This window comes from Desulfovibrio sp. OH1186_COT-070, assembly GCF_003860215.1.
In the GTDB taxonomy this organism is placed as follows: Bacteria; Desulfobacterota; Desulfovibrionia; order Desulfovibrionales; family Desulfovibrionaceae; genus Desulfovibrio.
The window spans coordinates 38,909-63,175 of record NZ_RQYH01000012.1 but is presented as its reverse complement, the minus strand read 5'-3'; the positions used below and the strand labels follow the sequence as shown (position 1 = coordinate 63,175).

The following is a 24,267-nucleotide window of genomic DNA, read 5'->3' as shown; positions in this document are numbered from 1 at the left end:
CCATGACGATAATCGCTCATGGGAAAACTTTAAACAAGAAACGCTAAAGCTGCCAGCTAAAGCTGGGGGTTTTAACCCTCCCAAAGTGAGACAATAAAGCTCTTATTCCTCCGTTTGCTACACAAACGTGCTACACACGGGGAATAAGAGCTTTGTCATTCAAGACCCCCACCCCGCTTTTGAGGGGACGCACATACCACTTCCGGTTGCGTGTCCCTGCCGACCTTCTGGGGGTCTACCCCAAAAAGAGGGGCGGAAGCCCAGAGAATCCTTTCCGGAGAGCCTGCCGCCTCACGGCTGCACAGGCATTTGCCGGGGCTGCTCCCCGCCAAGGGCCAGAAGTTGGACAGCCGCGAGGTGTTCCAGTTCCTCGGTCAGGCAGAGTGCTGCGGCAAGGCTCGTGCCTGTGGCGCACAGGCCGTGCCCTGCCATCCATACGGCGGCCTTCGCGCGGGCGGCTTCGGCCACGGCCAGGGCAAGTTCTTCGCTGCCGGGGGGCAGGGCTGGCGCAAAGGCCAGTCTGGCCCGCCAGACTTCGGCCTCATAAAGGGGCAGGCGCAAAAAATCTTCCTCCCGCCCGTGGAGGCGCAGGCTGAGGGCCAGCATACGGCGCGGGTGGGTGTGCAAAATGGCCGCGCAGTCCGGGCGGGCGCGGTAAACAGCCAGGTGCATGCCTGCCTCGCTGGACGGCCCGCTGCCGTGCAGCAGTCTGCCGTTGGCAACATCCAGCACGCAGCAGTCTTCGGGAGCAAGGCGCCCTTTGGCCGCGCCGGAGCGGGTCAGGCAGACCATGTGGGGCGCGTGTTCCAGACGAAAGCTGGCATTGCCGTTGCAGCCCGAAAGCAGACTCTGCTGCCAGGCGTCCCGGCAGACAGAAGCCATCGCCCGCAGCGCGGTTGGGGAGAGGAGGTTGCCCCGTCGGGAGGCAGGGCGTGTTTTGATGGAGACGGTCACAGAGTCTTCCTTTCCGGGTGTTGCGGCGGTTCCCCGCCCTGCCAGGCGCGCAGATCAAGGCGCGAAAGCTCGCCTGCGTCATTGACGTCAATGCTTTTCGCCATGCGCGCCAGCAGCTTCTGCACGGGCCTGTGGGCGGGGTTGAGAGCAAACGACAGGCCTTTTGCGCCGCGCACGGGCAGGTATTTGCGCCCCATTTTCAGGGGCAGGACGCCTTTTTCAAACAGCAGCAGGTGCAGGAGGTACGCCTTGGTGCCCGAAAGCTCCGCCGTACGGCTGGTCAGCTTGATTTTTTCCTGCTCCATGTCCAGACGCCGGGGATCGCTGCCGTGGTGGACAACAGCCCCCCTGTGGGGCGCGTAGGCCAGCCTGTATCCCGCCCTGCGCGCCCGCCAGCTGTATTCCAGATCCTCATAGCCGTACCGGCCGTAAGCCTCGTTCCAGAAGCCCAGTTCCCGGTGCGTGCCGCGCGGGATGCAGACGCAGGCCCCGTTGCAGCAGGGCGTTTCCTGCGCCACCAGGCCGTCCGCCAGAGGCAGGGGACTGCCCGTATGCCAGGGGCAGAGGGCATACCCGGCCATGCCCAGGCAGGGATTGGCCGCCAGCATTGCCATGAGCCGCTGAAGCCAGAGCGCATCGCGAATTTCCACATCATTGTCCAGCTTGACAAAAAAATCCGCCTGCGCCGCATCGTCCCAGGCCAGATTGGAGGCCACGGCCACACCCATGTTGCGGGCAAGCAGATGCACCCGCATGTGGGGATGCCGGGCGGCCATTGCCTGCAACAGGAGGGGGGTGCCGTCGGTGCTGCCGTTGTCCACCACGGTGAGGGTATACTCCGGCGGCGTTTTTTCCAGCAGGCTTTCCAGGCAAAGGCGCGTCAGTTCCAGGCGGTTCCAGGTGACCACGCCGATGTGGGCGCGCATGTCAGCTTTCCCCTGCATGGGGCTCAAAGTGGTCAAAACCGCGCATGGAGGCAAGGCTGTCCAGCGGCTCGTGATTGCAGACAATGCCGCCACCGTCCGTCACCACGCCGATGCTGGTCAGGCCGGGAATGGCCGCGTGCAGGGGGGGGAGCATGTCGGGGGCGCAGGAGCCGAGCAGGCAGTAGTCCTCACCGCCCAGCAAAGCTTCATGGACGGGATTTTTGCCTTTCTGCTCCGCATGGCGGAGGACTTCCGGATGCAACTGCCCCCGGGCCAGCACAATCTGTGCGCCCAGCCCGGACCGCTTTTCCGGGCAGGTGGCGCTCAATTCTCCGGTAAGCCCCAGCAGGCGGGGCAGATCGCGCATGATCCCGTCAGAAATATCCATCAGCGCCGGAGGCCGGGCATTGAACCCCGCGCGGGCCAGCATAAGGCCTTCGTCCACATGCGGCCGGGGCCGCAGGTGGGCGGCGCAGGCTGCGGGCCAGGATTCCAGAGCCTTGCGGCCGTGGCTTTCGAGAACGCTCAGGCCGACACGGGCCAGCCCCAGGGGGCCGGTAACAAAAAGGATGTCGCCGGGCATGCTCCCGCCGCGAACCAGAAAATCTCCCGGATCCGAAGGCTCGCCCCATACGGTGACGCTGACGGTTAATTTGTCGCAGCGCGAAAGATCCCCGCCCGCCAGAACCATGTTCCGGCTGTCGGCCAGCTGGGCCATGCCGCCGAAAAAAGCGTCCAGCCACGCCATGTCGGCCCAGGCGGGCAGGCCCAGGCAGAGCGTGAAGCCCTGGGGCCGCGCTCCGCATCCGGCCAGGTCGCTGACGTTGACGGCCAGCGCCTTGTAGCCCATGTCTTCGGGCGTGAAGTAGGCGCCGCGAAAATGCGTGTCTTCCAGAAACAGGTCTGTGCTGACGGCCAGCGGGCGGCCCGCCTTGAGCACGGCGCAGTCGTCGCCGCGCCCCAGCAGCAGGGAGGGGTGGGTCAGGGGAAAATGGCGGGACAGACAGGCCAGAATGCCGTCTTCCGACCATTCCGCAGGGCGTTTTTCCGGCAGGGCGCGCGCGTTCATGCTCAATTCTCCATTTGCAGGTACTCGCTCAAAATGACCTTGAGGCCGAAACCGGGAAAGTTGACCTGCACCTTGTCGGGCGGGATATGCCGGACAATTTTTCCGCGTCCGAAGATGCGGTGGCGGCAGTGGCAGAAATGAGCGTCTTCCGGAGCGGCGGGGGAGGATGTGAAGAAGAGCGGGGGTGCTTCGCCGTCTGTGGGGAGAGGTACGGCATCGTGCAGGGCGCGCTTTCTACTTGCCCAGGGAGGCAGGGCGGCATGCGCGGGCGCGTCATCTCCTGCCGCCCGCGCGGAAGCAAGGCTGCCCGCCGGAGCGCGGCGGGAAAGCGCACCGCCGAAGCCTTCCTGCCATTCCTCCACCAGCCCCGGCGCAAGCTCCCGCAGAAAAGGGCTCTGCCCGACGTGGCGGCTGCCGCGCTCCGCCCGGTTGTAGAGCGCCACCGGCGCGTAGAGGTCAAGGCTGTGGCGGGCGCGGGTGCAGGCCACATACATGAGGCGGCGTTCCTCTTCAAAGTCTTCGGGCTGGGCCAGGGCGTGGCGTGAGGGAAAGCGGTCTTCCACCAGATCAATCAGCAGCACGGCGTTCCATTCCAAGCCCTTGGCCGAATGCACGGTGGACAGGGTGATTTTGTCTTCGGCCGGGTCGTCGTGCTCCTCCTCCGGCGCGTCAAGCGCCAGATCGGCCACAAAGAGATCCAGATCCGTATAGCTGGCAGCCATCTGGACAATTTCTTCCAGCCCCTGGCGGCGGCGCGGCCAGTCTTCGGGGTAGAGGCTCTCAAGGCGGGGGTGGTAGTGCTCCAGAAGGGCGGCCAGAATGTCGGCGGGCGAGGCAGAGGCCGCGCGCAGGCGCTCCACAAGCCGCATGTCTTCCAGAAATCCGGGGAATTTCGCAAAGGCTTTTTCCGTGGCCGCGGGGTCGCCGCTGCGGGCCACGAGATACAGTTTTTCCACGGTCTTGGGGCCGATGCCGCTGTGCGATGCCGCCACGCGGGCAAAGGCGGGCAGATCCAGAGGGTTGAGGAGCAGGCGCGCAAGGGCCATGACATCCTTGACGTGGGCCGCCTCGGCATAGCGCAGGCCGCCGTACTTGCGAAAGGCGATACCGGCCTGGTTCAGCGCCATTTCCAGCATGTAGGAGTGGAAGCCGGAGCGGAAAAGCACCGCGATCTCGTGCGGCAGGTGAAGCTGCAACAGTTCCCTGATGCGGCGCACCACCAGGGCGGCCTGGCTCATGTCGCTCAAGGGGGTGAAGAGGCGTACCGGCTCGCCGCCCTCCTTGCGTGTGAACAGCGTCTTGCGGAAGGACTCGGCCGCATGGGCCAGCAGGCTGTTGGCCACGTCCAGAACAGGCTTGGTGGAGCGGTAATTTTCTTCCAGACGGACAATGCGCGCCCCGGGGAAGAGCTTGGGAAAGTCCAGAATATTGCGCACATTGGCCCCGCGAAAGGCATAGATGGACTGGGCCTCGTCGCCCACCGCCATGACATTGCCCGTCATCCGGTCTTCCGGGCCGGTCAGAAGGCGCACAATGCGGGCCTGCACCAGATTGGTGTCCTGATATTCGTCCACCAGAATGTGCCGGAACTGCCCCCGCAGGGCCTCGGCGGCCAGGGCGTTTTCGCGCAGCAGGTCTTCCAGTTCAAAGAGCAGGTCGTCGTAGTCCAGCAGGCCCTTTTCCCGGCGGTAGTCCGCATAGGCCGCATCCAGTTCTTGCAGGCCGGTCGCATGGGGCAGCAGGTGAAAGGCCTCCTTTCGCAGAACGTCCTCCAGAGAAACTTCCTTGTTGCGGGCCTTGCTCAAAAGCCCCACGATACTCTGGGTTTTGGGGAAGGAGCGGTCGCCCCTGCCCAGCCTGAGCCGATCCTTGCAGTGCTTGACCGCAGCGGTGATGTCGGCCGCGTCCATGACTGTAAAGGGTCTGTCGTCCAGCCAGGCGGGCTTCCAGCGGCGCAGCGCGCCGAAAGCAAAGGCGTGAAAGGTGCCCCCCCGCACGCCGGTCAAGCCGTGGTCAAGCAGTTGCCCCGCGCGTTGCAGCATTTCCTGCGCGGCCTTGCGGGTAAAGGTCAGGAGCAGGATGGCGTCCGGCTCCACTCCGTGCTCGGCCAGCCAGGCCAGGCGGTACACGATGGTGCGCGTTTTTCCGCTGCCTGCGCCGGCTACTACCAGAACCGGGCCGGGGCCGCTGGTGGCGGCCTGATGCTGTGCTTCGTTGAGGGCGCGGGCATAATCAATCATGAAAACAGGCTACCACACTACCGCGCCGCAGGCCAGAGGCCACCGGGGCGGGGCCGCAGGCTGGCGGTTTGCGGCGAAATATGCTAGACTTTGCGGATTGGCGCAGATCCGCGTTGCCGCATGCGGAAAATCCGGTTTTTTCGGCAGGCGCGGGCAAAAATGGCAGGAGAAAAGCATGCCGGACATCAAGGCCATCTACACAACCGTGCACAAGGACGACTTTCCCGAAGAAATGACCATTCTTCTGGGAGACGAAAAGCTTGTTTACCGCAAACGCGTCTGGACGCTGGACAATGAGCGCAAGGGCCTGCGCTACGGGGAAAACCCCGATCAGCCCGCCGCGCTCTATGAATTGCGGCAGGGCAGCATCACCTGCGGCGGCCTGACCTGGCGCGGGCCGGGGCAGGGCATTGTTTCCGCCATGACCGAAGCCCAGATGCTTCAGGCGGGCAAGCACCCCGGCAAGACCAATCTGACGGACGTGGATAACGGAGCCAACATCCTGCAATATCTCACGGAGCGTCCGGCAGCGGTCATCCTCAAGCACAACAATCCCTGCGGCGCGGCCTGGAGCGGGGACGGCGTAGCCGCAGCTCTGGAAAAAGCCTTCTGGTGCGACCGCATTGCCGCCTTCGGGGGGGCTGTGGTGGTGAACCGCCCGCTCTCCCTGCAAGCCGCGGAAATGGTTGCCGCCAGCTATTTCGAGGTGGTGGCCGCGCCGGGCTTTGAGGAAGGCGCGGTGGAAGTTCTGAAAAAGCGCAAAAACCTGCGCATCATGGAGCTTCCCGGCCTGGGCCGCCTGGAGGATCTGACGCGTTCCGCCTTTCTGGATATCAAGAGCCTGGCCGACGGCGGCCTTGTGCTGCAAAAATCCTTTGTCAACCGCATTCTTTCCGGCACGGACTTTTTGCCCGCCACCGCCGCCAGCGATGGCCTGTCGGTGAGCGCACGGGCTCCTTCCCCTGCGGAACTGGACGATCTGCGCTTTGCCTGGGCGGTGGAGGCGGGAGTCACGTCCAATTCCGTCATTTTTGCGCGGGGCGGCGCCACCCTGGCCATCGGCACGGGCGAGCAGGACAGGGTGGGCTGTGTGGAACTGGCGGCGCACAAGGCCCATACCAAGTATGCCGATACGCTGTCTTTCCGCGAATGCGGCCTTTCCCTGTACGAACTGAAGCAAAAGGCTGCGGCGGACGCCGCCCTGGCCGAAAAACTGGCAGATGTGGAGCGGCGCACCGCTGCGGCGCGGGGCGGCCTGGAGGGCAGTGTGCTGGTATCCGACGGCTTTTTCCCCTTCCGTGACGGTGTGGACGCGGCCATTGCCCAGGGCGTGACGGCCATTGCCCAGCCCGGCGGTTCTCTGCGCGATGCGGAAGTGATCATGGCCTGCAATGAGGCAAGTCCGCAGGTGGCCATGGTCTTTACCGGCCAACGTTCGTTCCGTCACTGATGCGCGTGGCATGAGCAGCCCTTCTGACTCCTCTGCCCGTGCCGCTTGCGCGCGGCTGTGCGTGTCCGCTCTGTCGGGGGGCGGCGGCAAGACCCTGCTTTCGCTGGGGCTGGCGCGGGCCTTTGCGCGCCGGGGTGTGACGGTCAAACCCTTCAAAAAGGGGCCCGACTATATTGACGCGGCGTGGCTCGGCATGGCGGCCCGGCAAACGGCGGTCAACCTTGATCCCCATGTGCTTGCGCCGGACGGGCTGCGGGCGCTTTTCGCGCATTCCCTGCGGGAGGCTGGCGTACATGCGCCGCTGTTGGCGCTGGTGGAGGGCAACCGGGGTCTTTTTGACGGGCTGGACGTGGCCGGCTCCTGCTCCACAGCGGCTCTGGCCCGCACGCTGGGCTGCCCCCTCGTGCTTGCCCTGGACTGTACCAAGATGACGCGCACCGCCGCGGCTCTGGTGCGCGGGGTGCTGGCCTTCGAGCCCGACCTGACCTTTGCCGGGCTTGTGCTCAATCAGGTGGGCTCGGCACGGCACGAAAGCCTTCTGCGCCGTGTTCTGGAGGAATATACCGACCTTCCCGTTCTGGGTGCGCTGCCGCGCATGGAGCGCAATCCCCTGCCCGAACGCCACATGGGCATTGCCACCAGCGGCGGCAGGCTGACGCCGCAACTGGACAGTCTGCTGGAAGAACTGGGAGATTTTGTGGAAGGGCATGTGGACATGCCCTCTGTGCTTGAAGCCGCCGCCCGCGCGCCGTGCCTGCCCGAAACGCCCCCCTTCTGGCCGGAAGATGCGCCAGAAGATCCTGCCCCCAGACCGGAAGAAATGTGCTCCGGTGTACGACGGCGTTCCGCGCGCAGGCCGCGTATCGGCTATGTGCGCGACAGCGCCTTCTGGTTTTACTATCCGGAAAATCTCGAAGCCCTTGCCCGGAGCGGGGCGGAACTGGTGGAGCTTGCGCTGGTGGGGGAGGCTGCAAGCCTGCCGGAATGCCCGCCGCTTGCAAGCGGGGCAGCATCCTCATGGATTTGGCCCGGCGTGGGCGAGTTGCACGGCCTGTATCTGGGCGGGGGCTTTCCCGAAGACTGGGGCCGGGCCCTGAGCACTTCGCCCGCCATGCGTTTTCTGGCCCGATGGGCCGGGGAGGGCATGCCCATATATGCCGAATGTGGCGGTTTTCTGCTGCTGGCCCGTGTCATGGAGAGTGCGGGCGCGCAGTGGCCCATGAGCGGCGTTTTTCCGGTGCGGGCGGAATTTCAGGAGCGTCCCCAGGGCTTGGGCTACGTGCGCGCCGTGGTGACTGGCGACAATCCCTGGTTTCCGCGCGGCATGGAGCTGTTGGGGCACGAATTTCACTACTCGCGTTGCCTCTGGGAAAAAACACCTCCGCCTCATGCTCTGAGCCTGAGCCGGGGCAGGGGTATGGGGCGGCATCCCGCGGACGCGGCACTGTGTTTTGACGGTCTGTTGTACAAGAATGTGTGGGCTTCGTACACGCACATTTTTGCTCCGGCAATCCCCTGCTGGGCGCGCAATTTTGTGGATCTGGCCCGGAATTTTATGAAGAGGGAGGGAGTATGAGCCAGGACGCGCGCGTGTCCGTGATCATACCGGTCTGGAATCTGTGGGCCATGACCGCCGCATGCCTGCGCTCGCTGGCCGCGCATGGCGCGGGCGAAAATATGGAAGTTGTGGTGGTGGACAATGCTTCCACCGACGACACTGTGGCGGAGCTTGAGCCTCTGGGCAGGGCGCTTTTCGGCGCGTCTTTTCGTGCGCTGCGCATGGCGGAGAATGTGGGCTTTGCCAGAGGCTGCAATGCCGGGGCGCGCGCCTGCGATGGTGATCTGGTGTTTTTTCTGAACAACGACACAACAGTGACCCCCGGCTGGCTGCCGCCCCTGCGCGCGGCCCTGCTGGCCTCGGAGCGCATGGGGGCTGTGGGGCCGCTGCTGCTCTATCCCGACACCACGGTACAGCACTGCGGCGTCTGCATTTCGCCTTTTTCCACGCTGGGGCATTTGTACGAGCATTTTCCCGGCAAGTATGCTGCGGCCCGAAACAGGCACCCTCTGCAGGCCATCACCGGGGCGGCCATGCTCTTGCGGCGCGCGGTTTTTGCAGACTGTGGCGGCTTTCATGAGGAATACCGCAACGGTTTTGAAGACCTGGACCTCTGCTGCACCCTGCGTGCGCGGGGGCTGAAGCTGGCTGTGGAAAGCGCGGGTGTGATCTTTCACCACACCAGCCAGACGCCGGGGCGTTTTGACCACGATACCCACAATGCCCAGGTACTGCACCAACGCCACGCACGCTCCCTGCGGCCGGATCTGCACCTTCTGGCCGCGCTGGACGGCTACCGCCTCTGTCTGGGGCCGACGCTCAAGTTCTGGCTGGCGCTGCCCGAAGAGGAAGAGCAGAGGCGCAACAGGGAACTGGACAAAGAAAATTTTTGTGAAGACCGCTGCCGCAGGGAACTTGAACGGGAGCCGCTGTGGCGCGGCGGCTGGCTCTTGCTGGCGGAACATCTGGAAAAAGGAAACAGGCAGGACGAGGCCTTGGAGGTCATGGCCCGCTGCGCCCGCTACTTCCCGGAGCATGACGTGCTGCTGCACCTTTTGCGCCTGGGCCGCAAGAGTGCGGACAAGGCGGAGCAGATCGCCCAAAGCGTGGCGCGGGGCATCAGCCCGATGCCTGATGCCGGGGCTCATGTGCGGCAGGCGAAAAACCAGGCCCGCATCCGGGGCGATGCGGCGCTGGAAAAACTTCTTGATTATTGGCTGGCGCTGCACGGCAAAGACGCCCGCGTGCCTTTGTTGGAAAAACCGTAACCTCTTGGGCCACGGCATCCCGTTGCAGCAATCCGGGCAGGCCGCTCGGCAGGAGGCAGACATGCGTATTCTCCATCATCCCTCCACAGACCCAAGCTTCAATCTGGCGGCCGAAGAGTGGCTGCTGCGCAACAGCGATGAAGACGTGTTCATGCTCTGGCGCAACGCGCGGGCCGTGATTGTGGGGCGAAACCAGAACACCCTTGCGGAAATCAATGTGGATTTTGTGCGAGAAAACGGCATCTCCGTTGTGCGCAGGCTGACCGGCGGCGGAGCGGTTTTTCACGATCTGGGCAACCTCAACTTTACCTTCATCAAGCTGGGCAACGCGCCGGGCCTGCTGGATTTTCGCTGTTTCGCCCAGCCCATGGTTGATGCGCTCCAGGCTCTGGGCCTGCCCTGCGGTTTTACCGGGCGCAATGATCTGGAGGTGAGCGGCAGAAAAATTTCCGGCAACGCCCAGTACATGCACAGGGACAGGGTGCTGCACCACGGGACACTGCTTTTTTCCGCCGATCTGGAGGTTCTTTCCTCGGTGCTCCGGCCGGGAGAGGCCAAGTATGCGGGAAAGGCCGTCAAAAGCGTGCGCAGCCGTGTGGGCAATATTGCGGATTTTCTGGATCATCCCATGAGTATTGAAGAATTCATGGCCTTTCTTCTGGAACGCATGGCCGGTGGGCCTGTTTTGCAAAATCTTGATCTGCGCCGGGAAGAGGCGGAGGCCATCCACCTTCTGGCGGACGAAAAATACCGCTCATGGGAATGGAATTACGGCCATGTGCCCGACTATGCCTTTGCGCGTGAAACGCGCACCGATGGCGGCGTGCTGGACATTCGCCTTGACGTGCGGAAAGGGCGGTTGGAGGACATCAGGATTCTTGGCGACTATTTTGGCGTGCGCGATGTGAAGGAACTGGAAGATCGGCTGCGCGGCTGTCCCCACACGCGCACCGACCTCACCGCCCGCCTTGGCGAGGTGGCGCTGGAAGCCTATATGCAGAACGTGTCGCGGGAAGTTTTTCTGGACTGTCTGTTCTGAGCTCCGGGGCAGCGGCGGAAAGGCTGTTCTTCGCGTACCTGCCGCCGCGCTCTGGACTTTTCTGCGGATATGGGAAATATTTTTTGACACGCTTTTCAGGGAGTGCGCATGGCTTGTCATCTTGTCACCGGAGGGGCGGGGTTTATCGGTTCCTGCTATGTATTGCAGGCTCGCAGGCGGGGAGTGCGCGTCATCACCCTGGACAAGCTCACCTATGCGGGCAATCCGGACAATCTGGCCGCATTGCGGGAGGATCCCGACCACGTTTTTGTGCGCGGCGACATCGGCAACGCAGAACTGGTGGCCTGCCTGCTGGCCACATACCGTCCTGACGCTGTGGTCAACTTTGCCGCCGAAAGCCATGTGGATCGCTCCATCGTCGATCCCGATGCCTTTGTGCGCACCAATGTGCTGGGCACGGCCTCGCTGCTGCGCGTGGTCAAGGACTGGTGGCAGGCGCTGCCTGCGGCAGCGGCGGCGGATTTTCGCTTTCTGCATGTGTCCACGGACGAGGTGTACGGGGCCCTGCAACCGGAGGATCCCCCTTTTCGCGAAACCACGCCCTACAGTCCCAACAGCCCGTATTCCGCCTCCAAGGCGGCCAGCGACCATTTTGTCCGTGCCTTTCACGAAACCTACGGTCTGCCCGTGCTCCTGACCAACTGTTCCAACAATTACGGGCCGCGACAATTCCCCGAAAAGCTCATTCCTCTGGTCATCGGCAATGCTCTGGACCGCAAGCCCCTGCCTGTCTACGGGCAGGGAACCAATATCCGGGACTGGCTGCATGTGGAGGACCACTGTGCGGCTATTGCCCGCGTGCTGGAAGACGGGCGCATTGGCCGGGCCTACAATGTGGGCGGCCGGGCCGAGCGGGCCAATGTGGATGTGGTGCGCGCGGTATGCGCCCTGCTGGACGAGATGGCGCCCTCCGCCGCCGGGCCGTACGCCGACCTCATTACCTTTGTGGCCGACAGGCCCGGCCACGACTTCCGCTATGCCATCGATTGCACCAGAATCGAAAGAGAACTGGGCTGGAAGCCCGCCCACGATTTTGCGTCGGGCCTGCGCGAAACCGTGCGCTGGTATCTGGACAACGGCCCGTGGCTGGAGCGCGTGCGCAGCGGCGAATACCGCTGGTGGATGGAGGCCAACTACCGGCATCGCGGCGCAGGAGGAGCAGCATGACCCGATGGAAAGGCATTGTGCTGGCGGGCGGTTCGGGCACGCGGCTGTATCCGTTGACCCTGAGCGTGAGCAAGCAGCTCATGCCCATTTACGACAAACCCATGATCTATTACCCGCTGGCCACGCTGATGATGGCCGGCATCCGCGAAATCTGCCTCATCTCCACGCCCGAACATCTGCCCCTGTATCAGGCGCTGCTGCGCGACGGCTCGCAGTGGGGCTGCTCTTTCCGCTATGTGGAGCAGCCCCGCCCCGAAGGTCTGGCCCAGTCCTTTCTGTTGGCCGGGGATTTCATTCGCGGCCACAATACCTGCCTTGTGCTGGGCGATAACGTGTTCTTTGGGCACGGCATGCCCGATCTGACCCGCAAGGCCATGGCCCGCTCCCGTGGGGCCACCATTTTCGGCTACCATGTGAGCGACCCGCAGCGCTACGGCGTGGTGGAATTTGACGCGGAGCGCCGCGTGGTCAGCATCGAGGAAAAACCCGCCTACCCCAAATCCAACTTTGCCGTCACCGGACTCTATTTCTATGATGCCGATGTGCTGGACATTGCTCGCAGCATCACGCCCTCGGCACGGGGAGAGCTGGAAATCACCGATGTCAACAATGCCTACCTGCAGCGGGGCGACCTGCATGTGGAGCTCATGGGTCGGGGCATTGCCTGGCTGGACACAGGCACGCACGAATCGCTCATGGACGCGGGCAGCTTTGTGCAGGCCGTGGAAAACCGCCAGGGGCTCAAGGTGGCCTGCCTGGAGGAAATTGCCTGGCGCAACGGCTTCATCTCTGCCGATGACGTGCGCGCCTTGGCCAAACCCCTGGCCAAGACAAGGTACGGCCAATATCTTCTGGAACTGGTGGATACGGGAATAGGCAAATGGAAGTAGTGCCGGCGCCCATTGAGGGCCTTCTTCTGATCAAGCCCAGGGTATGGGGAGATGCGCGCGGCTTTTTTGTGGAAACCTGGCAGCAGGAGCGGTATGCCGCAGCAGGCATTGACCTGCCCTTTGTGCAGGACAATCTCTCCCTCTCCGGGCACGGCATCCTGCGGGGGCTGCATTTTCAGAAAACGCGGCCCCAGGGCAAGCTGGTCAGCGTGGATCAGGGCAGCGTTTTTGACGTGGCTGTGGACATCCGGCCTTCATCCCCCACTTTCGGGCAGTGGCACGGGGTGGAACTCACCGGGGCGAACCAGTGGCAGTTGTGGATTCCGCCGGGGCTGGCCCACGGTTTTGTGGTCACCGGCGAGACAGCCCTTTTCCGCTACAAGTGCACGGACTATTATTGCCCGGAAGACGAAGGCTCCCTGCGCTGGAACGATCCTTTCCTGAACATCGCCTGGCCCGTTGCCTCCCCGCAGCTTTCGGCCAAGGATCAGGCAGCCCCTTCCTGGCGTGATCTTTTCGGGAAGGGGGCGGATGTCTGCCCCTGAAGCTGCGTCCGAGGCCCGGCAACGCCCGTTGTATAGAGAACATTTCTGCCGCATGTCGCGCGGTTAAAAAGCGGAATGCGCGGCAAGATTGCGCTCTTGCTTTGCCTCTGATAGGCTTTCAGAGAACTTGGGAGGTTTTTCATGCGCAAAACATGCCTTTTGCTCGCGTTGTTCGTTGTTGGCGTGCTTTTTCAGGCTCCCGCATTTGCGGCATCGTCTTCTCCCAAAGCGGGCTGGCCCGCCCATGTGCGCCTCTTGACCGGCCCCAACGGAGGGCAGTGGTTTGTGCTGGGCGAACGGATGGCGGAGGTGCTGGGCAAAGGGATGCTCCCCACCACAAGCCGCATGGGCGGCGGCATGGCCAATATTGCCAGCATCAACAGCAGCGCGGGCGACATGGGCTTTTCCCTCGCCTGCTTTCTCGGCGCGAGCCTGTCCGGCGAGGAGGAGTACAAGAGCATCAATCTGGACAATACCGTGCTCATGGCCAATATCTACCCGCAGGTTCTGTACTTTCTGCTGCCCAGGGACTTTGCGGAGCAGCACAACATACAAAGTGTGAAGGATCTGCTCCAACTGCGCATGCCGTTGCGCTTTGCCTCGCTCAAGCCCGGCACGGCTTCGGAATTCATTCTCAACCTGCTTTTCAAGTACGGCTACAATACCAGTTTCGACAAGCTGCGGGAGCAGGGCTGGATCACCTCCTTCAACAATTACGCGGAAACCGCGGACAGTTTTGTCGCCGGCGAGATCGACTGCTTTGCCTATACCGCAGGCACCACGGTTCCCCTCATCCTGCTCATGGAGCAGCACACCGATGTGGTCATCCTGCCTGTGGAAGAGGATGTTCTGAAGCATCTGGAAAAAAAGTTCAAAACCGGCACGTACGTCATAGAGCCGGGAAAATACAAAAGCGTGACCCAACCCATACAAACCTTGGGCGACTGGACGTGCATTCTGGTACGGAAGAATCTGCCCAAGGATTTTGTGTATGAGGTCAACAAGATATTGTGGGAAAACCGGCAGTATCTCAGCGGCTCTGTAGAGGATTTCGGCATGCTTTCGCCGCAGACCGCCCTGCCTGCGGGGCTTGAGGCGCATCCCGGTTCCGTGGCCTTCTGGAAAAGCCTGGGCAAGTAAATCCGTATGTTCAGACGCAGCATCCGTGCAAAACTGATTGCGCCCTTTGTTCTCGGTACCGCCTTTCTCACGCTGGTGCTCGCCTGGTATACCTATACCTCGGCGCGCAAGGCGGTTGAAGACGCCATGCTGCTCATCTCCGAGGCCAAAACCAACCACGCGGTCGCCTCCATAAATCTGCTGGTCAAGTCCTCCCTGACCAGCTTGCAAAACATGGCGGCAGACCCTCACGTCACGGCGCTTTTTGCCGGAGAAACCCCTTCCACCGAAAGTCTCAGGGAGATCGGCAACTGGCTTGAGGCCATCACCCTGGGCAACGAGTTTTACCGCGACAGCCTGGTTGTGGACAAAAACGGCCTCTGCATCGCCGCAAGCAATCCCGGCCATATCGGGCACTCCTATGCAGACAAACCCTATGTGCGCAAGGCTCTGGGCGGCATGTTCACCATGGGCGAAATGAACGTGGGCCGTGTGACCAAGAAGTTCAGCGCCTTTTTTGCCGGCCCCATAGATGCCGGAGGGCGGATTGCGGGCGCTCTTGTCATCGTCAACGATTTTCCAAAAATTGTTGATTACGAGAATCAGGGGGATTTTGACAACCAGGCCATCTTTACCGCCATGCTGACCCCCGAAGGCATGTTCATGGCCCACAGGGACAAAAAGCTGATGGGCAACACCAGGGCTCTGTCTCCCGCTCTCTACGAGGAGCTTGCCCGGCAGGGAGAGCAGGGCGGCGCTGTCAGCTATACCATGGAGGGCACGCGCTATGTTGGCTATGCCAAGGTGGAACCTGCCAGCAAATGGGTTGTGGTGACCAGCGGAAAGCAGACGCAGGTTTTTGCCTCCGCCTACCAGTTGGGAATGATCGTTTTTCTTATCGGTTTCGTTTTTCTGGGGCTGGCGTCCCTGCTCATCATCCGTTTCGGCAACGGCGTTCTGAACACCCTCTTGTCGCTCATCAACTATGCCAAGGATGTTTCGGAAGGAGATTTTGAGCACAAGCTTGAAGACACCACGCGGGAAGACGAGTTGGGCGTTTTGCACACGTCCCTGCAAAAGCTTGTGGATGCTCTGGAGAACATGCTGCTGGAAACACAGGAAAGCAGCAAGATGAAGAGCCAGTTTCTGGCCAACATGAGCCACGAGATACGGACTCCGCTGAACGCCATCATCGGCATGACCCACCTTTCGCTCCGCGATACGGATCTTTCGGACAAACAGCGGGACTATCTGGAAAAAATCCGTACGGCCGCCCGCTCCCTGTTGGGGCTCATCAACGATATTCTGGATCTCTCCAAGGTTGAGGCGGGCATGCTGGAAATGGAGGACTCGCCCTTCAGCCTGCGCGAAACCCTGCAAGACATTCTCTCCGTCCACAATCCCGGCGCATCGGCCAAGGGCCTCGCCCTGACCCTGGAGTATCCGGACGAAGTGTCGGAGCGTTTCATCGGAGATCCTCTGCGCATCGGTCAGGTGGTCAGCAATATTGTGGGCAATGCCATCAAATTCACTTCTTCGGGCAGCGTTTCCATTGCCGTTGCCCATGAAGGCGATGTGGAGGGAGAAGACGGGCAGACGCGCAGCGCCATGCGGGTCAGCGTGACGGATTCGGGCATCGGCATTGCCCCGGAAATGCTCACCAAGCTTTTTCAGCCCTTTACCCAGGCCGATGCCTCCATCTCCCGCCGGTTCGGCGGCACGGGACTGGGGCTGGCCATCAGCAACAGGCTGGTGGGCATGATGGGAGGCCGCTTTGCGGTGGCAAGCACTGTGGGAGAGGGCACGACCTTCAGCTTCACCATGCAGCTTCTGCAAGATCCGGATGGCAAAAAATCCGCAGGGGAAGAGCTTTCTCTGGACGAGGCCTTCGCCGCGCTGAACATTGCGGGCAAGCGCATCCTTGTGGCGGAAGACAATGCCATAAACCAGTTGATCATGCAGGAGCTCATTGCTCCGTCCGGAGCGGAGATCACCATGGTGGACGATGGGCAGCAGGCCGTGGAGGCTGTGCGCGCCCGGAAATTCGATATTGTGTTCATGGATATGCAAATGCCTGTCATGGGCGGCCTGGAGGCCACAGCCAAAATCCGGGAGTCTGTTTCTTCCGAAGATCTTCCCATTATCGCCGTAACGGCCAATGCCATGAAGGAAGACCGGGAAAAGGGCATGGCCGTGGGCATGAACGATTATATCACCAAGCCCCTTGAGCCGCAGCGCCTGCTGGAAATTCTGCGGTTCTGGCTGCCCTCCAAGAAGTGATTTGGGCGTGCGCTTTCCGGCGCGACCTGGACCCTTGGGGACGTTTTTTGCGGCTGTGCAACGGGTTGGGGCGTTGTGCGCAGCAGCACACGACCGCTGCGGAAAAAATTTTTCCGGGCTGGCCTGAAAAATCAGGTACAGCCCTATTCCTTTGCCCGCAAAAGCCGATTTCTCCGGTAAGCGAAGCGTGCGGGGAAGGGGGCGCAAATACGTGGCGACATCCCTGAAACGGTTTTTCCCCACGGCGCAACAGGGATTGTCCGTTTGGGCATAACGTATGTCGGTGCGGCGCATGCAGGCTGCATATTCCGACGGAGCGTACAGGAGTTTTTCATGACACTGAAAAAAATTGTTGCATGCGCATGCCTTGTGCTTGCCCTTGCATGCGGGCTGATGGGCTTTGAGGTCTATGACCTTTACAACAGCAAGGTCGCCACGGACGCCGCCCAGACGGCGCGGCGGGTTTCGCTTCTTCTTGCTTCGGAACTTGAGGCAAGCTCACGCAACCTCACCTCTGCGGTGCGCTCTTTTGCCGTCACCGGTGACGAGCGTTTTGCCGCCGCCTATGCGGAAATTGTGGAAATCCGCGAGGGGCGCAAACCGCGCCCCGCCAACAGCGCTGTTGCCCCCGGCAAGACCGTGCCCCTCCAGCAACTCATGCGCGAAGCCGGCTTTACAGACAGCGAGTTTGCCCTGCTGCGCCAGGCCGGCGATCTTTCCAACAAGCTCATTGTTCTGGAAGCCGAGGCCATGAACGCCGTGCGCGGGCTGTTTCCTGACGGGCAGGGAGCCTTTACAGTGCAGGGCGTGCCGGACAAGGCCCGTGCCCAGGCTCTGGTCTTCGGCCAGGCGTACAATGACGAAGTGGCAAAAATTATGGAGCCTGTGGCACGCTTTGTCACAGAGCTCAACCAGCGCCTGGACAATACCCTTGCCGTGGCCCAGGACGACTTTGCCAATGCCATGCGTCTGCTCAGCATTGTTGGGGCAGTGTTACTGACCGTGTTCGCCGGTTTTCTGCTCATCGTCCACTTTGTGATCGTCCGTCCGATCCTCAAGTGCGATGCTTTTGCCCAGGCTGTGGCCAGGGGCGATCTTTCCGCTCCGCTGGACTATGCGGGGAAAAACGAGATCGGCATGATGGCGGCCTCCCTGCGGGCCATTCCGGCCACGCTGCGCGAAGTTGTTGGCGAATACCACCGCCTGGAGGACAAACTGCTCCACGGAAACTTGGGGGTGAGCGGCGATGCCTCGCGCTTTGCCGGGGAGTTTGCGGATCTGATCAAGGGTACCAACGCCATGCTTGCGCGTTACCAGAATATCTTTGACATGATCAATGCGCCCATCTGCATGTTTGACGGGGAGATGCGCCTTGTTTACCTGAATGCCGCCGCAAAGCGGATTGCAGGGGAAAACTGGCGTGGAAAGACCTGCCGGGAGGTCATTGCCCGCGAAGATGACGGTACGGAAACCTGCGCCCTGCGTCGTGCCGCCGCAACCCTCACGTCCGTTTCGGGCGAAACACGGGCGCATCCCTCCGGCACGGACATGGATATCAGCTACACCGTGACGCCCTTTACCGATGCCCAGGGCAAGCTGACATCCCTGTTTGAACTGATCACGGATCTTACGGAGATCAAGAGGAGCCAGCGCACCATCCTTGAAGTGGCCAACCAGTCTCTGGAGATTTCCGGTCGTGTGGCTGCCGCTGCGGCAGAGCTTTCCACGCAGGTGGAAGGCATCCGGCAAGGCACGGACGTGCAGAGAGAGCGGGTCAGCTCCACCGCCACCGCCATGGAGGAGATGAACTCCACAGTGCTGGAAGTGGCCAGAAGCGCCGGAGACGCCAGCGAGCAGGCCGAACTGACCAGAGAAAAGGCCACCAAGGGCGCAGAGATTGTCTGCGATGTCATTGAGGCCATCAAGACTGTCCATGCGGCGGCTTCGGAACTGAACGACAACATGCAGGCTCTCGGCCAGCAGGCCGAACGTATCGGCAACGTCATGAGCGTCATTTCCGACATTGCCGACCAGACCAACCTCCTTGCTCTCAACGCCGCCATTGAGGCCGCCAGAGCGGGTGAAGCCGGGCGCGGCTTCGCCGTGGTGGCCGACGAGGTGCGCAAACTGGCCGAAAAGACCATGAGCGCCACTACGGAAGTGGGCAGCAATATCAACGCCATCCAGGGCTCCACGCTGTCCAACCTCCAGAGGGTGGGGGAAGCCACGCAGGCCGTGGACAAGGCCACCGAACTGGCTTCCTTCTCCGGCAGGGCGCTGGAAGAAATCCAGGAACTGGTCAACCTCAATTCCGAGCGGATTGCCAGCATTGCCACCGCGGCGGAAGAACAGTCCGCCACATCGGAAGAAATCAACCGCGCCGTGTACGACATCAACAGCATTGCGGAAGATGCGGCCAGAGGCATGCAGCAGTCGGCGGAAGCCGTACAGGGGCTTTCCGCCATGGCGCAGGAACTGCGCGTCATGCTGGACAGGCTGCGGTCATGAATCCTTGCGGTTCGTAGCCTGAAAAGGGGAGCGGACTGCTATTACAAAAGGCCGGGCACAGTATTGTGTCCGGCCTTTGCCATGGGTGCAAAAACTATTGCCCCCACCGCGCGATATACCGGATGTAGGCAAGCTCGGCCGCCAGTTCCACAAGGGTCTGGGTTACGATGACCGCGGGCAGTACCGGCGCGGCTCCGGGCAGCGAAACCGCGAGCGACAGCACAACCAGCGAGTTTCGCGTTCCGGCGCTGAAGGCAATGGCTCTGCCCGCAAAAGCGTCTGTGCGAAAAAGGCGGCTCACCCCCCAGCCAAGGGCGGGGGCGGCAAGGGCAAAAATGACGAACAGGGGCGCGGCACGCAGGGCGGCGTCGCGGGCGGGTTCGATGTGGGGCATGACAGAGGCGATGATGCAAAAAAGCACAACAGCCGTGGAGGGAACGCAGAATATCCCCAGAAAGTCCGGGGCGGTGAACGGCGAAGGTTTTCTTTTTTCCTTGTGCTGCACAAGCCCGGCGCAGACAAGCGGCAGGAGAATGAGCACGGCAAAGGCATGCAGAAAAGGCCCGGCCCGCAAAAGGCCGCTTGCCGCAATGCCCGGAAACAGGCCCAGAAACACCGGCAGAAGCAGCATCTGGGCCAGCAGGAGCACGGGCGTTGCCGCTGCCAGCCGTTGTGCGTCGGCATTGCCCATGTGGGAAAAAGTGACCACATAGTCAATGCACGGAGTGAGCAGCACCAGCAGAATGCCGAGCCGTATGGCAGGATCGGCGGGAAAAAGGGGCAGAAGCAGAAAAATGGACAGGGGCAGGACGATGAAGTTGGTCACGAGCAGTGCGGCCAAAAATCTGCCTTCGGTGAGAATTTTCCCCATCTCCGTCACGGGAACCTGCAAAAAGGTAAAAAACAGCATGACGGCCAGCGCTGCATTGACATATTCCTCCAGCAGGGCCGTGGCGGGAAAAAAGCGGGAGAGCGCCGCCGCCGCGAGAACGGTGCAGAGGTATATGGCGATTTGCCTGCGCTCAAGCGCGTCCCTGAGGTTTTTCATTCCTGCTCCCTGTAGCCTGTGCCCCTGCATGTATGCTGGCGTGCGGCCGTGCCTTCCTGCCAGCATGCGCTGTTTGTGTACCCAACGATCCAGATATACGGACTTCTGCGGGCAGGGCAAGCGTGCGCCCGCAGTGATGGGCGGTTTCGCGTTTGCCGCCTTTTCCGCTTTGTGCTATGCGGTGAGCGGTTTCTCCATACAAACAAGGGCGAACACAATGAGGGCATCATGGAAAGTCTGATCCCCCCTTTCGCGGCCTACAAGGGCGATGATCCGTACATTTTTGTGAGCTATGCGCACAAAAATTCCGAAGTGGTCTTTGCGCACATCACACGCCTGCATGAAGAAGGCTTCCGCATCTGGTACGATGAGGGCATTGATCCCGGAACGGACTGGTCTGACGAAATTGCCAGTGCGCTGGCCAATGCCGAAATTTTTCTGGTCTTCATTTCCGCCGCTGCCATTGCCTCGCACAATGTGCGCAAGGAAATCGTCTTTGCCATCGACCAGAGAAAAACCATGCTCTGCGTCCATGTGGAAGAGGCGGAGCTTCCCCTCGGGCTGAAGATGCAACTCGGCAATATCCAGGCTCTTCTGGAAAACCGTTTTCACGAAAAAGAAAAATTCTATGAGCGCATGTTCAGCGCCCTGCTGCCGGAGCGGACGCGCGGCATTCCTGCCGCAAAGGCCGCGCCGGGCGTCGGCACGCCGCGCCGCGCCCCCGTGGCGGTTTCTTCCCGGCGCGGCGTCAGAAACGTGCTGCTGGGGCTTGTGCTCCTTGCCCTGCTGGGAGGCGCTGCCTTTTTTCTGCTGCCGCGCTTGACCGGGCAGGGGCTTGAGTTCGTGGATCCGCAGTTGGAATCCGCCCTGCGGCAGGAGCTTTCCCGTCCCCACGGCCGCCTTGCGGCCGAAGACCTGGCGGGGCTGCACGGCAAACTTTCCCTGGCCGGGCGCGGCATCACCGACATCGGGCTTCTGGCGCACGCGCGCGGCCTGAACCTGCTTGATCTCGAAAACAACCGGATTGCCGACATCCGTCCCCTGGCCTCCCTGCACGGACTGCTGTTCTTGGGGCTTGGGCACAACCGCATTGAAGACCTTGCGCCCCTGTACGGCTTGAAAAACAGCCTCACGGGCCTGTCGCTCGCGGGCAATCCGGTAAAAGACCTGAAGCAGTTGCGCCCCTTGCGGCAGTTGGAAGTGCTGGATTTGAGCGGCGTGCCCATTACGGACCTTGAGCTCGGCAAATACCTGCGCAAACTGCGCACCCTGATTCTGGATTCTTCGGGCAACGGCCTGGATGAGGAGTCTCTGCGGCGCTTTGTGACGGACCTTCCGCCCAACTGCGAAGTCAAGAGGGAAGGAGGCCCCGCGCAGTGAACCTGCACGATCTTCTCCAGTACGGGCCCATTGCCGTGCAGTGCCACAACGTGCCGGACGCGGACGCGCTGGCGGCGGGCTTTGCCCTGCACCGCTATTTTTCCGCCGCCGGAAAAGACCCCCTGCTGTTCTACGCCGGGCCGCCGGTGACCAAGCCCAACCTTTTGCTCATGATCGAGGCATTGGGCATCCCGGTGCGCCATCTGCCCGGCATGACCGCGTGGGACGGCCTGCTCGTCACGGTGGACTGCCAGTACGGGGCGGGCAATGTGAGCAGGGTGGACGCTCCGTGCGTGGCGGTCATCGACCACCATATCCAGGAACAGGAACTCCCCCCCCTGAGCGAACTGCGGCCCTGGCTGGGCAGTTGCGCCACGCTGGTGTGGGACATGCTCCGGCGCGAGTCCTTCGTGCCGGACGAAGCCCTTTCCACAGCGCTGCACTACGGCCTGTTTACCGACACCAACGGCTTTGCCGAAGTGCGCCACCCCACGGACCGCGACATGTGGGACGCGCTGCACGTCAATACTGCCATTCTCAACAGGCTCAAACTGTCCAACCTGTCACGAAACGACCTGCATACCGTGTCGCAGGCCCTGAGCAATTTTTCCGCCAACGGCGAATACCGCTATGCCCTGATCCCCGTTCCTCCCTGCGATCCCAATATTCTCGGCTTTGTCAGCGACCTTGCCATGCAGGTGGACACGGTGGACATGGTGGTGGCCTATTCCCTGCTGCCCAACGGAGACGTCAAATTTTCCGTCCGCACCTCGGTGCGCGAGGCAAAAGCCTCGGAGCTGGCGGCATGGCTTGCCTCCGGCATGGGAAGCGGCGGCGGGCATAGGGAGAAAGCCGGGGGATACCTGGCGCGGCAGAAATACGGCGAATGCCGCGGCTCCATGCCGGAGCGGGAATATTTCGACACCCGTATCCGGGAATACCTCACCGCGTTCACGGTGCTGGACTGCAACGATCCGCAGAGCCTGCGCATGCTGCCTGAACCGGAAGGCATGGGAGCTTTTCGCAAGCTGCCCGTCCGGCAGGCCTTTGTGCCCTGCGCTGACCTTTTTTCCGCACGCCGTGAAGTGCAGTTGCGCATGCTTGAAGGCGATATTGACGTGACCGTGGACGTGGGCGACATGCTCATGATCGGCATCAGCGGCGAGGTCTATCCCATCCGGCAGGACGTGTTTGCGCGCAATTACCGCCCTCTGGCCGAAGCTCCCGGCCTTGACCTGGCCTATGCTCCCGCCGCACTGGAAAAAGCCTCGGGCAGGCGTATCGAATTGCTGCGGCATGCCAGGGCCTGCGTCAGCACAGGCACGGACGCCGTCCGGGCCATGCGCCTTGACAGAAGGGTGAAGATCTTCACGCTCTGGGATCAAACCAATTATGTGTCCGGCGGCCCCGGGGACTGGCTGGTTGTTCGCGCTCCCGGCGACATCTATATCGTGACCGCAGCCATTTTTGAAAAAATTTACGCCAGAGACATGACCGGCGTGGACCTTGCCTGCCTGCCCGAGGCACGCCCGGCTGTCAAACGCCCCGTCCCCGTGCGCGTATCCTTTGCCGCCACAGAAGGGATACTGCAAACGCGTGAAGGCCCTGTGGCCCATGCGGCGGGGGATGCCCTGATCACAGGCACGGAAGGGGAGTGCTGGCCGGTGAGTCGGCAGCGCTTTGAGCAAACCTACGCGCAAAGCGGAGAGGAGGGCATGTATGTTTCCCTGCCGGGCAAGGCGCGCGCCCTGCTGCTTGGTGAGCCCGCCGCTGTGGCGCTGCCCGGCGGCAAGGGGGTATTGGTCGGCAGCCCCGGCGACTGGCTGGTGCAGTATGCCGATGGGGAATATGGCATTGTGGGCGGCGAAATTTTTGCGCGCACATACCACCTGCCGGAGTAGGTCTGTTCGCGTTGACAGTGGATTGTATGGTTCAAGGCTCATTCAGAGTGTGCAAGACTGAAACCCTGAGTGGGAGGAGAGTCGTTGCCCGATTCCAGCAGTGTTGTCAGCGCTTCGTCCACTGTTGCATTGTCATGCACGATGCCTCTCAAAGCTTTTAACAGCTTCCCGCGCCGTGGATGCTGAAAAATATTACGGCCGACGGACAAACCCGATGCACCAGCCTTGATGGCGTCCGCAGCCATGGTCAGAAAGTCGCGATCCGATGTTATGCGCTTTCCTCCGGCAAGCACCACTGGTATTCCGCATGCTTTCACAACATCGGCGAAGGTGTTTGCCTCGTCTGTATAGGGAACTTTGACAATATCAGCTCCCAGTTCCATGCCCACTCGCGCGCAATGGGTCACCACGGAAGGGGCATGAGAATTTTTGACATGCGGACCGCGTGCATATACCATGGCAAGCAGAGGCATGCCCCAATTTTCACACTGTCCGGCTACGCGGCCCATATCCGTCAGCATTTCATGCTCTCTGGAATCCCCCAGGTTGATATGCACAGAAACAGCATCAACCCCAAGCCGCAGGGCCTCTTCCACAGACCCCACAAGTGTTTTGCTGTTGGTATGGGGCGACAAACTGGTGGAGGCCGAAAGATGCATTATCAAGGCCGTGCGCTTCCCGTCTGCAAAGCGGCACCGGCGGATAAGCCCCTTGTGCAGAACCAGCGCGTCCGCACCCCCGGCAACCATGTCATTCATGGTTGCGTGCATTTCGGTCAGGCCCTGTATGGGCCCTGCCGTTACGCCGTGATCCATGGGCACAATAAGTGCTCGGTTGGACTTTTTGCTGATAATACGGGCAAGACGGTTTTCTTTGCCTGTGTTCATTGCTGCATCCTTGCCTG

Annotated in this window: 18 protein-coding genes; 12 read left to right on the top strand and 6 right to left on the bottom strand. The window is 61.8% G+C overall.

The window, feature by feature from the left end; all coding sequences use genetic code 11:
• Positions 1 to 291: 291 nt before the first annotated feature.
• Genes EII23_RS06175 through EII23_RS06160 form a run of 4 tightly spaced genes read right to left on the bottom strand, consistent with a single transcriptional unit; the run spans position 292 to position 5,189 of the window.
• Entirely contained in the window at positions 292 to 954 is a 663-nt protein-coding gene (locus EII23_RS06175) for a class II aldolase/adducin family protein (RefSeq protein WP_260424619.1), read from the bottom strand.
• Complete coding sequence (locus tag EII23_RS06170; protein WP_124792517.1) at positions 951 to 1,880, bottom strand: glycosyltransferase family 2 protein; 930 nt, start codon at positions 1,878 to 1,880, stop codon at positions 951 to 953. The genes EII23_RS06175 and EII23_RS06170 overlap by 4 nt, the downstream gene beginning before the upstream one ends.
• 1 nt (position 1,881) lies before the next feature.
• Positions 1,882 to 2,949, bottom strand: a complete 1,068-nt coding sequence (gene thiL / locus EII23_RS06165; RefSeq protein WP_124792516.1) for a thiamine-phosphate kinase — start codon at positions 2,947 to 2,949, stop codon at positions 1,882 to 1,884.
• 2 nt (positions 2,950 to 2,951) lie between these two features.
• Positions 2,952 to 5,189: an ATP-dependent helicase gene (locus EII23_RS06160; RefSeq protein WP_124792515.1), complete on the bottom strand. Its 2,238-nt coding sequence runs from the start codon at positions 5,187 to 5,189 to the stop codon at positions 2,952 to 2,954.
• 175 nt (positions 5,190 to 5,364) lie between these two features.
• On the opposite strand from EII23_RS06160, the gene EII23_RS06155 reads away from it, so the two are divergent.
• From EII23_RS06155 to EII23_RS06110, 10 genes are all read left to right on the top strand, one after another.
• Positions 5,365 to 6,639, top strand: coding sequence for an IMP cyclohydrolase (locus tag EII23_RS06155; protein WP_124792520.1), 1,275 nt, complete (start codon positions 5,365 to 5,367; stop codon positions 6,637 to 6,639).
• Between the two features lie 10 nt (positions 6,640 to 6,649).
• A complete protein-coding gene (locus tag EII23_RS06150) occupies positions 6,650 to 8,215 on the top strand; it encodes a cobyrinate a,c-diamide synthase (RefSeq protein WP_124792514.1) in 1,566 nt (521 codons plus the stop codon).
• Positions 8,212 to 9,465, top strand: coding sequence for a glycosyltransferase family 2 protein (locus EII23_RS06145; protein ID WP_124792513.1), 1,254 nt, complete (start codon positions 8,212 to 8,214; stop codon positions 9,463 to 9,465). The genes EII23_RS06150 and EII23_RS06145 overlap by 4 nt, the downstream gene beginning before the upstream one ends.
• Positions 9,466 to 9,526: 61 nt before the next feature.
• Positions 9,527 to 10,504 carry a lipoate--protein ligase gene (locus EII23_RS06140; protein ID WP_124792512.1) on the top strand — a complete coding sequence of 326 codons (978 nt, stop codon included), beginning with the start codon at positions 9,527 to 9,529 and terminating at the stop codon, positions 10,502 to 10,504.
• 108 nt (positions 10,505 to 10,612) lie between these two features.
• A complete protein-coding gene (gene rfbB / locus EII23_RS06135; RefSeq protein ID WP_124792511.1) occupies positions 10,613 to 11,692 on the top strand; it encodes a dTDP-glucose 4,6-dehydratase in 1,080 nt (359 codons plus the stop codon).
• Positions 11,689 to 12,582, top strand: coding sequence for a glucose-1-phosphate thymidylyltransferase RfbA (rfbA, locus tag EII23_RS06130; RefSeq protein WP_124792510.1), 894 nt, complete (start codon positions 11,689 to 11,691; stop codon positions 12,580 to 12,582). The genes rfbB and rfbA overlap by 4 nt, the downstream gene beginning before the upstream one ends.
• Positions 12,573 to 13,127 (top strand): dTDP-4-dehydrorhamnose 3,5-epimerase, encoded by a 555-nt coding sequence (gene rfbC, locus EII23_RS06125; RefSeq protein WP_124792509.1) that lies wholly within the window; start codon positions 12,573 to 12,575, stop codon positions 13,125 to 13,127. Before rfbA ends, rfbC begins: the two co-directional genes overlap by 10 nt.
• A 141-nt stretch (positions 13,128 to 13,268) precedes the next feature.
• Positions 13,269 to 14,267 carry a TAXI family TRAP transporter solute-binding subunit gene (locus EII23_RS06120; RefSeq protein ID WP_124792508.1) on the top strand — a complete coding sequence of 333 codons (999 nt, stop codon included), beginning with the start codon at positions 13,269 to 13,271 and terminating at the stop codon, positions 14,265 to 14,267.
• A 6-nt stretch (positions 14,268 to 14,273) separates the two neighbouring features.
• Positions 14,274 to 16,526, top strand: a complete 2,253-nt coding sequence (locus EII23_RS06115; protein WP_124792507.1) for a response regulator — start codon at positions 14,274 to 14,276, stop codon at positions 16,524 to 16,526.
• A gap of 333 nt (positions 16,527 to 16,859) precedes the next feature.
• Positions 16,860 to 19,034 carry a methyl-accepting chemotaxis protein gene (locus EII23_RS06110; RefSeq protein ID WP_124792506.1) on the top strand — a complete coding sequence of 725 codons (2,175 nt, stop codon included), beginning with the start codon at positions 16,860 to 16,862 and terminating at the stop codon, positions 19,032 to 19,034.
• A 94-nt stretch (positions 19,035 to 19,128) separates the two neighbouring features.
• Here the strand turns inward: EII23_RS06110 and EII23_RS06105 are convergent, their stop codons facing one another.
• A complete protein-coding gene (locus tag EII23_RS06105) occupies positions 19,129 to 20,082 on the bottom strand; it encodes an arsenic resistance protein (RefSeq protein ID WP_124792505.1) in 954 nt (317 codons plus the stop codon).
• Between the two features lie 228 nt (positions 20,083 to 20,310).
• Between EII23_RS06105 and EII23_RS06100 the strand changes: the two genes are divergently transcribed.
• On the top strand, positions 20,311 to 21,462 hold the full coding sequence (locus EII23_RS06100; RefSeq protein WP_124792504.1) for a TIR domain-containing protein: 1,152 nt from the start codon (positions 20,311 to 20,313) through the stop codon (positions 21,460 to 21,462).
• On the top strand, positions 21,459 to 23,363 hold the full coding sequence (locus EII23_RS06095) for a PGDYG domain-containing protein (RefSeq protein WP_124792503.1): 1,905 nt from the start codon (positions 21,459 to 21,461) through the stop codon (positions 23,361 to 23,363). The genes EII23_RS06100 and EII23_RS06095 overlap by 4 nt, the downstream gene beginning before the upstream one ends.
• A gap of 38 nt (positions 23,364 to 23,401) precedes the next feature.
• On the opposite strand, the gene EII23_RS06090 is transcribed toward EII23_RS06095, so the two are convergent.
• A complete protein-coding gene (locus EII23_RS06090; RefSeq protein WP_124792502.1) occupies positions 23,402 to 24,250 on the bottom strand; it encodes a 2-amino-3,7-dideoxy-D-threo-hept-6-ulosonate synthase in 849 nt (282 codons plus the stop codon).
• Positions 24,251 to 24,267 lie beyond the last annotated feature (17 nt).